General features: G+C 62.6%; 10 protein-coding genes and 1 pseudogene. 8 read left to right on the top strand and 3 right to left on the bottom strand.

The genetic code is table 11. The annotated features are described in order from the left end of the window. Positions 1 to 37: 37 nt before the first annotated feature. A complete protein-coding gene (locus QNJ30_23870) occupies positions 38 to 823 on the bottom strand; it encodes a pentapeptide repeat-containing protein (GenBank protein ID MDJ0946501.1) in 786 nt (261 codons plus the stop codon). Between the two features lie 291 nt (positions 824 to 1,114). Here QNJ30_23870 and QNJ30_23865 point away from each other — a divergent pair, with 291 nt between their 5' ends. Together QNJ30_23865 and QNJ30_23860 are read left to right on the top strand one after the other, a co-directional pair. Next, on the top strand, positions 1,115 to 3,484 hold the full coding sequence (locus tag QNJ30_23865) for a cache domain-containing protein (GenBank protein MDJ0946500.1): 2,370 nt from the start codon (positions 1,115 to 1,117) through the stop codon (positions 3,482 to 3,484). A gap of 78 nt (positions 3,485 to 3,562) precedes the next feature. Next, positions 3,563 to 3,982: a secondary thiamine-phosphate synthase enzyme YjbQ gene (locus QNJ30_23860; protein MDJ0946499.1), complete on the top strand. Its 420-nt coding sequence runs from the start codon at positions 3,563 to 3,565 to the stop codon at positions 3,980 to 3,982. 124 nt (positions 3,983 to 4,106) lie between these two features. On the opposite strand, the gene QNJ30_23855 is transcribed toward QNJ30_23860, so the two are convergent. After that, positions 4,107 to 5,030: a LysR substrate-binding domain-containing protein gene (locus tag QNJ30_23855; protein MDJ0946498.1), complete on the bottom strand. Its 924-nt coding sequence runs from the start codon at positions 5,028 to 5,030 to the stop codon at positions 4,107 to 4,109. Between the two features lie 244 nt (positions 5,031 to 5,274). On the opposite strand from QNJ30_23855, the gene QNJ30_23850 reads away from it, so the two are divergent. From QNJ30_23850 to QNJ30_23830, 5 genes are all read left to right on the top strand, one after another. Further along, positions 5,275 to 5,718, top strand: coding sequence for a DUF4399 domain-containing protein (locus QNJ30_23850; GenBank protein MDJ0946497.1), 444 nt, complete (start codon positions 5,275 to 5,277; stop codon positions 5,716 to 5,718). A gap of 136 nt (positions 5,719 to 5,854) precedes the next feature. After that, positions 5,855 to 8,056: a catalase/peroxidase HPI gene (gene katG, locus QNJ30_23845; protein MDJ0946496.1), complete on the top strand. Its 2,202-nt coding sequence runs from the start codon at positions 5,855 to 5,857 to the stop codon at positions 8,054 to 8,056. Positions 8,057 to 8,690: 634 nt separating this feature from the next. Beyond that, positions 8,691 to 9,089: a hypothetical protein gene (locus tag QNJ30_23840; protein MDJ0946495.1), complete on the top strand. Its 399-nt coding sequence runs from the start codon at positions 8,691 to 8,693 to the stop codon at positions 9,087 to 9,089. Positions 9,090 to 9,494: 405 nt separating this feature from the next. Then, positions 9,495 to 10,202, top strand: coding sequence for a hypothetical protein (locus QNJ30_23835; protein ID MDJ0946494.1), 708 nt, complete (start codon positions 9,495 to 9,497; stop codon positions 10,200 to 10,202). A gap of 276 nt (positions 10,203 to 10,478) precedes the next feature. Beyond that, positions 10,479 to 12,410: an ATP-dependent helicase gene (locus QNJ30_23830; GenBank protein ID MDJ0946493.1), complete on the top strand. Its 1,932-nt coding sequence runs from the start codon at positions 10,479 to 10,481 to the stop codon at positions 12,408 to 12,410. 229 nt (positions 12,411 to 12,639) lie between these two features. Here the strand turns inward: QNJ30_23830 and QNJ30_23825 are convergent, their stop codons facing one another. Continuing rightward, on the bottom strand, positions 12,640 to 13,683 hold the full coding sequence (locus tag QNJ30_23825; GenBank protein ID MDJ0946492.1) for a hypothetical protein: 1,044 nt from the start codon (positions 13,681 to 13,683) through the stop codon (positions 12,640 to 12,642). A 259-nt stretch (positions 13,684 to 13,942) separates the two neighbouring features. Here QNJ30_23825 and QNJ30_23820 point away from each other — a divergent pair. Continuing rightward, a pseudogene (locus QNJ30_23820) lies at positions 13,943 to 14,062 on the top strand (IS5/IS1182 family transposase). The last annotated feature ends 177 nt before the right edge of the window (positions 14,063 to 14,239 follow it).

Below are 14,239 nucleotides of genomic sequence, written 5' to 3'. Positions count from 1 at the left end.
TTGAAAGCCCGGAGCGATCACGGCCTTCGCTTGGCTGCTACTCGCAGGCCGGCGGCGGCGGCAGGCCGTCGGGCAGCTCGGGCGGCCGCTCGGGCGTGGCACAGGCCCCGGCCAGCTGCTCGGCGGTCAGGCCCCGGGCCCGCCGCAGGTTGGCGCCGCTGAGGTTCGTGCCGGCCAGCACCGCCTCGGTCAGGTCGACCCCGCGCAGCGAGGCGTCGATCAGCCGCGCCCGGCTCAGGATCGCCTTGCTCATGTCGGCGCCGTCGAGGCGCGCCTCGGTCAGATTCACGATGTCCATGCGGGCGCCGTGCAGCACCGTGTCGCGCAGGTCCGCCCCGGCCAGGTTGGCGGCCGAGAAGTGGGCATCGTAGAAGTCGGCGCCGCGCAGCTCGATGCCTTCCAGATAGCGGCTCTCCAGGTTGACCCGCCGGAGGTTGGCGCCCGAGAGGTGCAGCGACTGCAGGGCCTCGATCTGGCCGGAGTTGAAGAAGCGGATCTCCCGGGTGCTGTGGAGCAGCTCCCAGGCCCGGGTCATGCGGGCCTGGCGGCGGTCCTGGTACTCGTCGTGGATGAAGAAGGCGCCGAGCAGCGCGATCGCCATGGTCACCGCGGCGACGGCCGCCTGGACCGAGGCCACGGTCAGATCGAAGCCCGTGTGGTGCCAGCGGATCGGAATCGGCGACCGCCGTCTCGAGGCCGCGCCGGAGGCTTCACCGGGCTTCGCCGTCTTCGACCGAGGGGGCTCCGGTTTCGGCGGCGCCGAACTAGGGGCCTTCGATTCCGGGGCCTCCGGTTCCGGCGCGTGGTCTTTGGAGTCGGTCATCTCGCCTCTGCTGCTTCGCACCCAGACCGTGCCGGCGAGGCTGCCAGACCCAAGGTTTACAATTCCTTTACCATCTTGCGGGGTCGCGGGGTTCCGGCCCCGAGACGGGTCTTCTAGGCCACTGATAGTGCGGGACTCTCCGTATTGCGCGTTCGTTCTTATGCTATAAGGTATACTCCTCTAGATATGTAGAGCGCCCGGGATCAGGAACGATGCGCCCTTCTCTCACGGCCGCCTTCGGGCCCGCCCTCCGACCGCCCTGCACCGTCTGAAGCCCGGCGGACCGGGGGGATGAAGCTGTCAATTCGATCGCTGATCCTCGGCGGGCTGATCACCGCACAGCTGGCCAGCTTCGCCGTCCTGACCGTCACGGTCTGGCTGACCGCCGAAGACGCGGCGCGCAAGCAGGCGCGCTCGACCCTGGATGGCCTGTCCAACCTGCTCACCCAGGAGACGCGGCAGTTCTTCGACAACGTCGAGTACGCCACGACCCTGACCCAGCGGCTGGCCAGCGGCGAGATCATCTTGGTCAGCGACGTCGAGCAGATCGAGCGCTATCTCTTCGAGATCATCAAGACCAACGACCAGATCACCGGGGCCTTCTTCGCGAACCCCGAGGGGGAGTTCGTCTTCGTGTCCCGCCCGACGGCCGAAGCAGCGGCGCAGCATTATCTCTTCCGGCGGATCGTGATCGAGGACCAGCAGCGCCAGGAGGCGGTCTTCCTGCGCGACGAGAGCTTCCGCCCGGTCAGCGGCGGCAGCCTCGAAGACGTCGAGATGGGCTTCGACCCCAGAAGCCGGCCCTGGTACGAGGGCGCCCTGCGCAGCGAAAGCGTGTTCTGGACCGCCCCCTACATCTTCTACTCCAGCCGCCGTCCAGGCATCAGCACGGCCTTCGCGGTCCGGGACAGGAACCGGGAGCTCGTCGGCGTCGTCGGTGCCGACGTGACCTTGAGCCGGCTCTCGGATTTCCTCAGGGGCCTTGAGCTCGGCGACGGCGGCTTCGCCTTCCTGACGACCGGCGGCGGTGAGGTCTTCGCCCACTCCTCGGTGACGATCGAGCCGGACGGCGAGGCGCTCAGCCTGCCGACCGCCTCGGACCTCGGCGGCGCGCTTCAGGCGTCGACCGGGTCGGCCAGCCGGCTCGAGAAGATCAGTCCCGGTGAACCCCGCTTCCTGCAGTTCCGTCACGCCGGGCAATCCTTCCTCGGGCTGCTGTTTCCGGTTCCGAGCCAGCGCCAGGACTGGTTGGCCGGAATCGTCGTCCCCCAATCCTTCTTCGTCGGCTGGTTCCAGAGCCTGGGAGTCTGGCTCGGCCTCGCCGCCGCGGCCATGGCGCTCGCCTGGGGCGCAGCGGGCTACCTGGTCTGGCGCGTGATCGACGGGCGCCTGGCCCTGATCCGCGGCCACGCGCAGCGGGTGCTGGGAGGCGACCTCGCGCCGATCCGGGAGCCGACCGCGGGCCTGGCCGAGCTGCGCGAGACCGAGCTGGCGGTCGCCAAGATGATTCGGGGCCTGGACCAGAAGGACCGGGACAACCGGGCGCTGACCCAAAGGCTGCGCAAGTTCTTCGAAGGGGTCGAGCAGAGCCCGGTGGCGGTCCTGATGACCGATCCGGCCGGGCGGATCGAGTACGTCAACCCCGCCTTCACCGCGCTCACCGGCTTCGAGGCGGGCCGGGCGGAGGGCGAGACGCCCTTGCTGCTGGCCAGCGAGGAAGACGACAGGGCGGTCTACGACTCGGTGGTCGCGGCGCTGCAGCGCGGGCAGGTCTGGAAGGGCGACCTCGGAGTCACGACCGCCGAGGGCGAGCATCTGGAGATCGGCGTCGTCGCGGCACCGATCAAGGCGAGCGACGGGCAGACGGTCTGCTGCTGCGCGATCCTGCACGACAAGACCATCGAGAAGGAATCCCAGGCCACGATCAAGGCGGCCCTGGAGGAATCGGTGCGCGCCAACCAGGCCAAGACCGCCTTCCTGGCGGCCACCAGCCACGAGCTGCGCACGCCGCTCAACGCGATCATCGGCTTCAGCGAGGTCATGGCCGCGGAGACCTTCGGGCCGATCGGCAACGATCGCTATCGGAAGTACAGCCGGGCGATCCTGGAAAGCGGCCGCGACCTGCTCGGCATCATCAGCGGCATCCTCGACCTGGCCGCTGCCGAGAGCAATCGGCTCCTGCTGATCGAGGACGAGGTGCCGCTGAGCCAGCCCCTGGGCGAGGCGATCCGAATGTGCCACGGGGTCGCGGACCGGCGCTCGGTCGAGATCGAGCAGGTCGGCGGCGAGCTGCCGGTGATGCGCCTGGACGCCCTGAAGTGCCGACAGATCTTCGTCAACCTGATCGACAACGCGATCAAGTCCTCGCCCAAGGGCGCGGCGGTGACCGTCGCCGCCGAGCCCCAGGGCGACCGGCGGATCGTGGTCGACATCACCGACCGCGGGCCGGGCATGTCGCCGGCCGAGGCCCGCGCCGTCATGCAGCCCTTCGAGCGCCTGACCCGCTCGGCCAGCGTCAGCGACCAGAGCGGGCTCGGGCTCGGTCTGCCGACCGCCCAGGCCTTCGCCCGGCTGCACGATGCCGACCTCCAGATCTTCAGCGCGGTCGGCCAGGGCACGACGGTGCGCGTGACCTTCCCCGCCGAGCGCCTCGTCGCCTGAAGCCCCGGCGCCTGAAGCCCCGGCGCCCGATCCCGGCTATACTGCCCTCCGCTTCGAGTCGGAAGGGAGCCGGCCGCCATGCGCCAGGTCCACGACAGCCTCACCGTCGAGACCCGGGGCCAGGGTCTGACCGAGATCACCGGACCGCTCGGCGCCTGGCTCGACCGCCAGGGGCTGGGCGACGGGCTGCTCACCCTCTACCTCCGGCACACCTCGGCCTCCTTGCTGATCCAGGAGAACGCCGACCCCGATGTCCAGCGCGACCTCGAGGACTTCCTGGCGAAACTGGTGCCGGAGGATCCCGCGCTCTACCGCCACAGCGCCGAGGGGCCGGACGACATGCCCGCGCACATCAAGGCGGCCCTGACCCAGACCCATCTCGGGATCCCGCTGCGCGACGGCCGTCTGGCCCTCGGCACCTGGCAGGGCGTCTACCTCTTCGAGCACCGCCACGCGCCGCAGCGCCGCGAGATCGCCCTGCACCTGATCGGCGAATAGCCGGCCGTCGCGCAGACCGGCAGCCTCGGCTCGGCGAGCGGATCCAGCCCACGCGCCGCGCTTGCCCTGAAGACCGCCTCTTCGGATCCGGCCGATCGGTTTTCCCGAGCGGCCCGGAAGGTCTCTAGCGTCTCGAGGGATGGACCGTGTTCGGCACGATTCCGGCGACGATGTCCGCCAGCCTCTCGACCAAGGCCATTCGTGGGTAGCCCTTTCGGTGGGTCAGTCGGACGGTCCGCCCGGCCGTTCCGCTTCGTTCGGGGCGCACGGAGATGCCCGCGTCGGTCACCCAGGCGTCTGACAGGCTCATCGCCGGCACGAGCGTGATGCCGTCGCCGGACCCGACCAGGGACAGGATGGTCGACAGGCTGGTTTTCTGCGTTCTCGGGCCGTGATCGCCGAGCGCCCGGGTCCTGTCCAGCTTGCACGCCTCGTAGATCTGATCCCGCAGGCAATGGCCGTCCGCGAGGAGCAGCAGCTCGCGCGGCTCGATCTGCGCGATATCGACGGCGTCCTGCTGCGTCAGCGGGTGGTTGCTGGGCAGCGCCACCCAGAAAGGCTCGTCGTAGAGTATGATCTCCGACAGGATCGTGCGCGTCGGGCTCGTCGCGAGGATCGCGATGTCCAAGGCGCCCTCCGCCAGCTGCTGTTCCAGTTGATCGGTGAAGTCCTCGACGAGGTCCAAGCGAATATCCGGCAGATAGTGCTTCATGGCCGGCAGGAGCAGCGGCGTGAGGTAGGGACCGATCGTCGGCGGCATGCCGATCACGCAGGGGCCGACGAAGGGCCCCCTGTGCGCGGCCGCGATCTTCTCCATGGCATCGACGTGGTGCAGGACCTCCCTCGCCCTGGCCACGATCTGGTCGCCGATTTCCGTCAGCCGGACGTGCCGTTTGGTCCGTTCGAAAACCTTGACGCCGAGCCGTTCCTCCAGTTTCCGCAGCTGACCGCTCAAGGCCGGCTGGCTGGCATGGCAGCGCTCCGCGGCCCGGCCGAAATGGAGTTCCTCGGCGACGGCGACCAGATACTCGAGATCCCGGGTGTTCATGTCGGCCTGTCGTCTGAGTGGGGGCGACGGGCAGCCTAGCGCGTTTAATCAGGTAAAACGATTAAAAATATCGCATTAAACTATTTTTCTTATTTCAGGCGCCGGCATACTCTTTGAAGTAGATCACGAGCCGAGGTCGGCCAGACCGTCACGCGCCACGTCGGCGGCCGGCAAGCGGAACAGCCGCACGGCGCGGGCGCATCCTGCCGCTGGACGGTCAGCCGATCGGGAAGAGGACGGACGAATGGGAAAACTGGCTAAGCTGGCGGCCGCTGCCGTCATTCTGACAACCGGTAACGCTTTCGGCGGCGAAACGCCATCGGCGCCTGGTGCCGAGGTGTATTTCGTCAACCTGAAGGATGGCGATCGGGTCGAGAGTCCCGTGAAGGTCGTCTTCGGGCTGTCCGGCATGGGTGTGGCGCCCGCCGGTACGGAGAAGGAAAACACCGGGCACCACCATCTGTTCATCAACCGGCCGCCCTTTGGCCAGGGCGAGGACGGCGCAGACGAGCTGGAGGCCAACATCCCGGCGGACGAGAACCACGTCCATTTCGGCGGCGGTCAGACGGAGGTCACGCTGGACCTGCCACCCGGCACGCACAGTCTGCAGTTGGTGCTGGCTGACAAGGATCACATTCCACACGACCCGCCGGTCGTATCGGAGGTCATAACGGTAACGGTCGACTAGCCGCACGCGGGATCGGGGTCCTTCCGCGGGCGCGATCCCCTTCACGCGGTGACCGGATAGAGAGGCGTCGAGCTGCCGCTTGCCCAAGAGAGTTTCAAATCACGGCGGACCACGAAAGGAGAGGAACGTGAACGAAATGAGCGCGATCGCTGCAGGCAAGTGCCCGGTGATGCACGGGCATCGCTTGCCCACCTCGAACGGGGCGATGTCGAACCGCAGATGGTGGCCTAACCAGCTGAACCTGAAGCTGCTGCACCAGAACGCCCCTGCGGGCAATCCGATGGGCCAGGGCTTCGACTACGCCGAAGAGTTCAAGAAGCTGGACCTGGATGCCCTCAAGAACGACCTCTACGACTTGATGACCACCTCCCAGGAGTGGTGGCCGGCCGACTACGGTCACTACGGCCCGCTCTTCATCCGGATGGCCTGGCACAGCGCCGGCACCTACCGCACCTCCGACGGCCGCGGCGGCGGTGGCACCGGCCAGCAGCGCTTTGCGCCCCTCAACAGCTGGCCCGACAACGGCAACCTGGACAAGGCGCGCTTGCTGCTGTGGCCTATCAAGCAGAAGTACGGCAAGCAGATCTCCTGGGCCGACCTGATGATCCTCGCCGGCAACTGCGCGCTGGAGTCGATGGGCTTCAAGACCTTCGGTTTCGCCGGCGGCCGCCCGGACGTCTGGGAGCCGGAAGAGGACGTCTACTGGGGCCCCGAGACCGAGTGGCTCGGCGACGAGCGCTATTACGGCGATCGGGAGCTCGAAAGCCCGCTCGCCGCGGTTCAGATGGGTCTGATCTACGTCAACCCGGAAGGGCCGAACGGCAACCCGGATCCGATCGCCTCCGGCCGCGACATCCGCGAGACCTTCGCGCGCATGGCGATGAACGACGAGGAGACCGTCGCGCTCACCGCGGGCGGCCACACCTTCGGCAAGGCCCATGGCGCGGGCGACCCGGCGCTCGTCGGCCCGGAACCCGAAGGCGCGCCGATCGCGGCCCAGGGCATGGGCTGGCTGAGCCGTCACGGCAGTGGCAAGGGCGGCGATACCATCACCAGCGGGATCGAAGGGGCCTGGACCCCGACCCCGACCCAGTGGGACAACAGCTACTTCGACACGCTGTTCGGCTACGAGTGGGAGGTCACCAAGAGCCCCGCGGGTGCCTATCAGTGGGTGCCCAAGGACGGCGCCGGCGCGGAGGCCGTGCCGGACGCCCACGATCCGTCGAAACGGCACGCGCCGATGATGACGACCGCGGACATGGCCATGCGGATGGACCCGATTTACGAGCCGATCTCGCGGCGCTTCCACGAGAACCCGGAAGAGCTCGCGGACGCCTTCGCCCGGGCCTGGTTCAAGCTGACCCACCGCGACATGGGCCCGCGCGCCCGCTATCTCGGCAAGGAGGTCCCCGCGGAGGAGCTGATCTGGCAGGACCCGATCCCCGAGGTCACCCATGAGCTGATCGACGACGCCGACATCGCCGCGCTCAAGGCCAGGATCCTCGAGTCCGGCCTGTCCATCTCCCAGCTGGTCTCGACCGCCTGGGCGTCGGCGGCGACCTTCCGCGGCTCCGACATGCGCGGCGGGGCGAACGGGGCACGCATCCGCCTCGCGCCGATGAAGGACTGGGAGGTCAATCAGCCGGCCCGGCTGGCCGAGGTCCTCGAGACCTTGGACGGCATCCGCAAGGACTTCGACGCCGCGCAGTCCGGCGGCAAGCGGGTCTCGCTCGCCGACCTGATCGTCCTCGGCGGTTGCGCCGCGGTCGAGGCGGCGGCGAAGAAGGCCGGTCACAGCGTCACGGTGCCCTTCACGCCGGGCCGTGGCGACGCCACGGCGGCCCAGACCGACGTCGAATCGGTCGCCGTGCTCGAGCCCATCGCGGACGGCTTCCGCAACTACCAGAAGGCCAAGTACACGGTCTCGGCCGAGGAGTTGCTGGTCGACCGGGCCCAGTTGCTGACCCTGACGGCGCCCGAGATGACGGTGCTCCTCGGCGGCCTGCGCGTCCTGGGGGCCAACGTCGGCGGCTCTGAGCATGGCGTCTTCACCGACCGCGTGGAGACCTTGAGCAACGACTTCTTCGTCAACCTGCTCGACCTGGGCACCACCTGGACGGCGACCTCCGACGAGGAGGACGCCTTCGAGGGCCGCGACCGCAGGACGGGCGACCTCAAGTGGACCGGCACCCGTGTCGATCTCATCTTCGGGTCCAACTCGCAGCTCCGCGCCCTCGCCGAAGCCTACGCCTGCGCCGACTCCCAGGCGGCCTTCGTCGACGACTTCGTGGCCGCGTGGGACAAGGTGATGAACCTGGACCGCTTCGACCTCGCCTGATCCGAGGCCGGAGGCCCCGGGTCGGCGCCATCGGGACCCCGCGCTTCAGGGCCGGACCCGATGACTCCTGGAAAGCTCTGGGCGGACCGATCTCGGTCCGCCCTTTGCTTTGCGCCTCACGGCTCGGCCCTCGGCGGCCCTCCGCCGGCCCCTCCGATCGACGGAACCTCGATCCGACCCTCGGGACCCTGCCTCCGCGACCGGCGACGGCAAGGTTCCGGCGGCATATCCGACTAAGGCGGAGCTACCGCCCATGTCGCAGATTAGCCATGATGAGAAATTCATCAGACGTCGAGTGCTGTTGACCAGCATTGCCTCGGATGTCGAGCCGGTCTGTCGCAACTTGATTAGCAAGCGTTCGAGGAGCTTCGCTCCTTCGTCACCGAGAAAATGGGTATGTCGCATATTTATCAGCCGGTGATGCTCCGAGTTCTCCTTGAGAATGGTAGGCCGGATCTATGGGGTTTCGCTCACGGCCCGGCTCCTGAGAGCAGAGACCTGCAGCTGAGTCGCCTACCACGGCCGGTTGTGCTACCGTTCTCAGCCAGTTGGAGAGGCTATCTGGGCAATCTCGGGTTGAACTTATGTCGGTAGTTTGTCAGGCGTTCAATCATTGTAAGTCGGAATAACGGGCATGCCGGAGAAATTGGGTTTCCATGACGCATTCGCGAAACTCGGCACGAAATCCAGAAACCGGAGGACTGCTTGGGCAGCAATCAGTGATGACGGCAAGACCGTAGCTGTGACAGTTTGGAAGGAGGAGTACGACTTCAATCGCGGGAAGCCGAAATGCAGTTATGATGGTGCCACGCCTTATAAGGTGGGCTGGAAAGAGCGTACAGAGTATATTCAGCATGCTATCGAAAACTGCGATGGACTAGTTCGTGTCGTTCTAATTGAGGCAAAGAATAATAGGAAACCCGGACAACCACGCGAATTCAAACAGGTTCTACGGGTCTTTGATCAACAGTGGTTCCGAGTTAGAGATTTTGACTCGGAAACTGGTTACTACACGCTAGAAATGTCCTCGTAGGAAAAACTCGATGCCCATCAACACCATCCCGCATGGCATCCCTGGCCGCCTAATGGCGATTGGCGATCTGGCACACTTTAGTGAGGACGACCGTCCCAAAGTCTAATGACCGACCAGGGCAAATCAGATTGATCCTCGCGATCCGTCAGGAATTTCCAAACCAGGGTATAAACTGCACATCAAGTGGGAATGGGTCGAACTTCGCTTTATAGCCAATAGTGTTCATTGGCGCATATGACCCCGAACAGCGAAGGATAAATATCGAAGCGCTACTTCAGTTTGCAAGACAGGGAAAGGCGGACATTTAGCGTTAGCAATTTGGCAGTTTTGGTCCTGAGCTTCTATTGTCAGGTACTTTAAGGATGTGCCAAATCTGACTTGATATATCTACTGTGAGTGGTTGAGTTGGAAACAGTCGAGATTCTCTTGAAGTCAATCGGTGCAATTGTTCTCTCGGCAACGTCGATAGTTGGTGTTGCGTATTGGCTCTTCAGACTTTTCAGCGACAAATGGTTGACGGCGAAATTCGCAGAGCGCTTAGAAGTCCACAAGCATGCTCAGCAGAAGGAGCTGGAGAATATCCGGTTCGAGATAAATAAACTTATGGATCGGACCGTAAAATTACACCAACGTGAGTACGATGCGCTTCCCGAAGCATGGTCACTTCTGGTGGATGCACATGGGATAACGAAGGCTGCTATCTCGCCTCTTCAGAAATTCCCTGATGTCTCACGAATGAACCAAGCACAATTGGACTTGTTGCTCTCGGAGAGCTCACTCCCAAAATGGGAAGTAGCCGAGCTTAAAGTAGCCAAGGACAAGAATCGATACTACCAGGACGCCCAAAACTGGCATATGACCACCAATGCTCTAGACGCTGCACAAAAGTTTCACATATTTCGACTGAAAAACCGAATATTCCTTTTGCCACAAATAAACAAAAAACTTGAAATGATAGATGACTTGATATTCAAAGCAATTGTTGAACGCCAATTACAACTCCAGGAAGAATCGTACCCAAAGAAAAATGAGGCTCGCCAGAAGCTTGAGGATGAGGGCGAGGAAATAATGAAGGAATTAGCCATCGACATCCAGGACCGCCTTTGGAGTTAGTGCGCGATTGACTAGAGGTTGGCTCCGGGTCACGCCTTGCCGTTGGATGAAAACTCACCGCACGTCCGGAGATGGAATTACAGCGGCCGCACTTGCGTCAAGAACGGACATATGCCCCGCGAGTCCGAATTTGGGGCTAACCCTGACGTCGCGCGCGTCCCGCTGGCGCGGCGAATTGTAGCCAGTAATGGATGAAAGGTTTTTCAGACTCTCTACCTATAGTAAAAATGCCTAAATCAACTATCCTAAATTGGCACCATACGAAAGGAGATATTCTTGGCTTGGTCAGACGGTCTTGATCCTGCATCGCCCGTATATAGAATTGCGTCGTCGGCCAATCCTCACGTCCGCGTGGTAGCAGGTCCAGGAACTGGGAAGTCATTCGCTATGCAGCGGCGAGTGGCGCGGCTTCTGGAAATCGGTGTTGATCCAGATGTAATACTGCCAGTGACCTTCACTCGGGTCGCCGCTGAGGACCTCCACCGCGAACTGGTCGGAATGGACGTTCCTGGCTGTGATGACCTTGAAGGCGTCACGCTTCACAGTCTCGCGCTCCGGATTCTCATGCGAAACCATGTCCTGGGTGCGACAGGTCGAGTTCCGCGCCCGCTGAACGAGTTTGAACTTGAACCGCTCATCTGTGACCTCATGGGCGCGCACGGCGGAAAGAAGGCAGTGAAGAAACTAAAGAAGGCCTATGAGGCCGCTTGGGCGCGCCTTCAGCATCAACAACCGGGTTATGCTCCCGACGCAGCGGATGCCGCCTTTCAAACCGATCTCCTCGCTTGGCTCCAATTTCACGAGGCAATGTTGATCGGAGAAGTAATCCCTCAGATCCACCAATATTTGGATTCGAATCCCGCGGCCACTGAGAGAAGCGAATACACCCACATTCTTGTCGACGAATACCAAGACTTGAACCGCGCGGAGCAAGGCGTGATCGAGCTTTTGTCCGACGCAGCAAGCGTGTGCATCGTCGGTGACGACGATCAGTCGATATATAGCTTCAAGCACGCACACCCTGATGGCATTCGCGAATGGCTTTACGCCAATCCGGGTGCTGACGATCTCGGGCTAGATGAATGTCGCCGCTGCCCCACTAAGGTCGTTGAGATGGCAAACAGCTTGATCGGGCATAATGCTTTGCGGCCGGTACCCCGCCCTTTGAACCCGATGCCTGTCAACGGGGTAGGCGACGTTCGGATCATCCAGTACTCAACAATCGATCAAGAGGTTGCGGGCGTAACGGCGCTAGTATCCCAGATGATCGCTGACGGTGTTCCTCCAGGCGATATCCTGGTTCTTGCCCAAAGCCGGGCCTTCGGGACACCTCTATACGAGGCTCTGGTAGCGAGCAGTGTTCCGACCAAGTCGTACTACGCTGAATCGGAATTGAGCCACGACGACGCCCAGTTTGCGTTCGCGTTGCTGAAGCTTTTCGCAAATCGTCAGGATCGCGTCGCACTGCGTTGGCTGGTCGGCGTGAACGGGAACAACTGGCACGCTGCCGGGTATCGTCGCGTTCGAGAGTACTGTGAGGTTACGGGCATCTCGCCTTGGGATGCTATGACTCAGCTTGAGAGCGGTGCCCTACAATTGCCTCACACTAACCGCATCTTTGAGTCTTTTCGCGGAATTGTTCAGACATTGGATGACTTAGAAGCACTTCCAGATCTCCAATCCGTCGTCGATCATCTTTTCGCTGACGAGCAAGATACGACACGTGATGTACGTGAACTGGCGCTCACAATTCTCGACGGCACGGACGGCGATGACCGCGAAGAGTTTGTACGCGACCTCTCGACTGCAATCAGCCAGCCCGAGATCCCCACCGAGATCGCGGATGTGAGGATCATGAGCTTGCACAAGAGCAAAGGACTAAGCGCGCCCGTCACCGTGATCGCGGGATGTGTTCAAGGGCTTCTTCCAAGGTCGCCTGCCGACGATCTCACGCTCGCCGATCGAGCCCAACACTTAGAAGAACAACGGCGCCTCTTTTATGTCGGAATTACGCGGGTCAAGGCGGTGCCATCGGATGGGATACCCGGCACACTGATCTTGACCTATTCTCAACAGATGCCTGTGCGCGAAGCGCTGTCAGTAGGCATCACGCCGGCACAGAAAAAATACGGACAAGCCTTTCTTCACGCTAGTCAGTTCATACGCGAACTCGGTCCATCAGCCCCGCGTCCGGTGGCCGGAAACTGAGTAAATTTAGCTACAAAATCCGTTTGGCTCACCAAAAGGGGCGCACGAAGCCACGGCCTTGCATGTCCGCCTAGGGTCACTTTGCCCCGTTACCCGCTGCCGTCACACACGTCCGGACACGGGGGCAGAGCGGTCCTCTCAAGCCCAGAGGTCCGAAGCTGAAGCAATAGCGGACATCCCGGCACCTTCGCCTGAAGGGCAAGTATAGCCATAATCGGAAGCTACGCTCTTATCCTTTTTCCTTCTTGCAGAAATAGAGCCCAATGTATGGCGGAAGGTTATTGTGCGCTTCAACACCGCCTGCAAAGTTTGTATAGGGAACGCGTTCTACACTACCTCTAGCGCCATCCATCCTAATTTCAATTCTCTTTTTCATTTCCTCTTCAATTTTTCTGATATCAGCGCTTTCGAATACAGCGGGGTCAGGCGAGGCCAAAGCTGGCGAGGTCAAGTGCCGGTGAGAAGGCAGCTCTTCGATTTTCAGTGCGACCTTTTCCTCGCCTAAGGCCTCACGAAGTGGTCGTGGTGTGAGTCGCTTGCCGTTTGGATCTTGACTGAAACCCGCGGGAACCTCTGCCATCTCCTCCAACACAGCTGCGCCGATGATCACACGCGATGTTGCAGGCCAAAAACGGTCCCAGCCTTCGGGGCATTTGGATTCTGTGTCGAATGCTATTACAGCGTTTTCGAGAGAACGCTCTGCGGCCCTAGCCGTATCTTCAACAAAGCCTTTGTCCGAAGCCAGAGCTGCAACGATCTTATCCTGTGCTACGCGCTGTGCCGCTTCCTCGGCTACATCTCTGGCAACCTCCTCAGCCACGCGCTTTGCAGCAATTGCTGCTTCAGTTTCGGCGACGGGCTTAGCAATTTCTCGCGCCGCGCGCGCTCCAGCGTCGGCAGCAACATCTTTTGCAGTCTGTCGGGCGACTATTCCCGCCTCGTCGCGAGCAAATTCGCGGGCGATATCACGCACTTCTCTCGCCGCTGCTTCAGCGATAATTTTCGCGGCGGCCTCTGCCGGTTGTTTTGCAGCTTCGCCGGCAATTTGGCGCGCAACTTTGTCAGCAACGGACTTGGCAACTTCATCAGCCTTGGTTGCCGCAACGGCGCTCGCTGTTGTAGAAGCCACGCTTTGCGCTGTACTATTTGCGAGGAAGTACAGGGCGCCTCCAAAAACCGTGATCACTGGCACCGCAATCGTGATCACAAGCTTGGCTACAGCCCACTTCTGACCATCGGTTAGAGCGTTTTTCTCGTTCATCTCTTCGGTCATGTCGGTTCCCCCACGTCCATATCGCAATACTGATGTTTCTTATGCTATATGGCATCTGCAATCTTGCATAGGTTGTCCTGCGACCAGCCAACACCTGGAAAGACTGCTGTGGGTCATTCCCGGCCAATGGGCGTCGCGCATCGGATGACCGCAACTGGAGGCAAAGCAGACGTTGAAGATGGGCCATTCGGCGTGATTGACGCTCCGGAAAGAGACCCGAAACATGCGATACGCCCTTACTGACGCTGGATAGCGGCCGATCGCCCCGATCCCTTCCCGCAAGCCGCGCAGCCTGCCGCGCGTGGATGATCGGCGGGTCCTTAATGGCCTCTTCCGCGTGCTGAGGTCGGGAGCGCCCTGCCGAGACTCGCCCGAGCGCTAGGTCCGGGTCACCAGGCGCCCTCCCGAGCCGCCGCTCCTACTCGGCCGCGAGCGCCGACGGCGCCGCCGCCATCAGCCGCCGCGCGACCCAGCGGTGGAAGCAATGGGTGGGGCCGTCCATGGCCGGGGAGAAGACGCCGCCCGCATAGGCCGGCGAGGCGCGGCCGCGCTGCAT

The sequence above is a fragment of the Kiloniellales bacterium genome (genome assembly GCA_030066685.1).
GTDB lineage: Bacteria > Pseudomonadota > Alphaproteobacteria > Kiloniellales > JAKSBE01 > JAKSBE01.
This window is presented reverse-complemented; position numbering and strand designations above follow the sequence as displayed.

Coding starts and splice junctions, on each gene's coding strand:
- QNJ30_23840 (MDJ0946495.1), top strand. CDS start 8,691: ATGCCGGAGAAATTGGGTTTCCATGACGCATTCGCGAAACTCGGCACG.
- QNJ30_23855 (MDJ0946498.1), bottom strand. CDS start 5,030: ATGAACACCCGGGATCTCGAGTATCTGGTCGCCGTCGCCGAGGAACTC.
- QNJ30_23870 (MDJ0946501.1), bottom strand. CDS start 823: ATGACCGACTCCAAAGACCACGCGCCGGAACCGGAGGCCCCGGAATCG.
- QNJ30_23865 (MDJ0946500.1), top strand. CDS start 1,115: ATGAAGCTGTCAATTCGATCGCTGATCCTCGGCGGGCTGATCACCGCA.
- QNJ30_23850 (MDJ0946497.1), top strand. CDS start 5,275: ATGGGAAAACTGGCTAAGCTGGCGGCCGCTGCCGTCATTCTGACAACC.
- QNJ30_23825 (MDJ0946492.1), bottom strand. CDS start 13,683: ATGACCGAAGAGATGAACGAGAAAAACGCTCTAACCGATGGTCAGAAG.
- katG (MDJ0946496.1), top strand. CDS start 5,855: ATGAGCGCGATCGCTGCAGGCAAGTGCCCGGTGATGCACGGGCATCGC.
- QNJ30_23860 (MDJ0946499.1), top strand. CDS start 3,563: ATGCGCCAGGTCCACGACAGCCTCACCGTCGAGACCCGGGGCCAGGGT.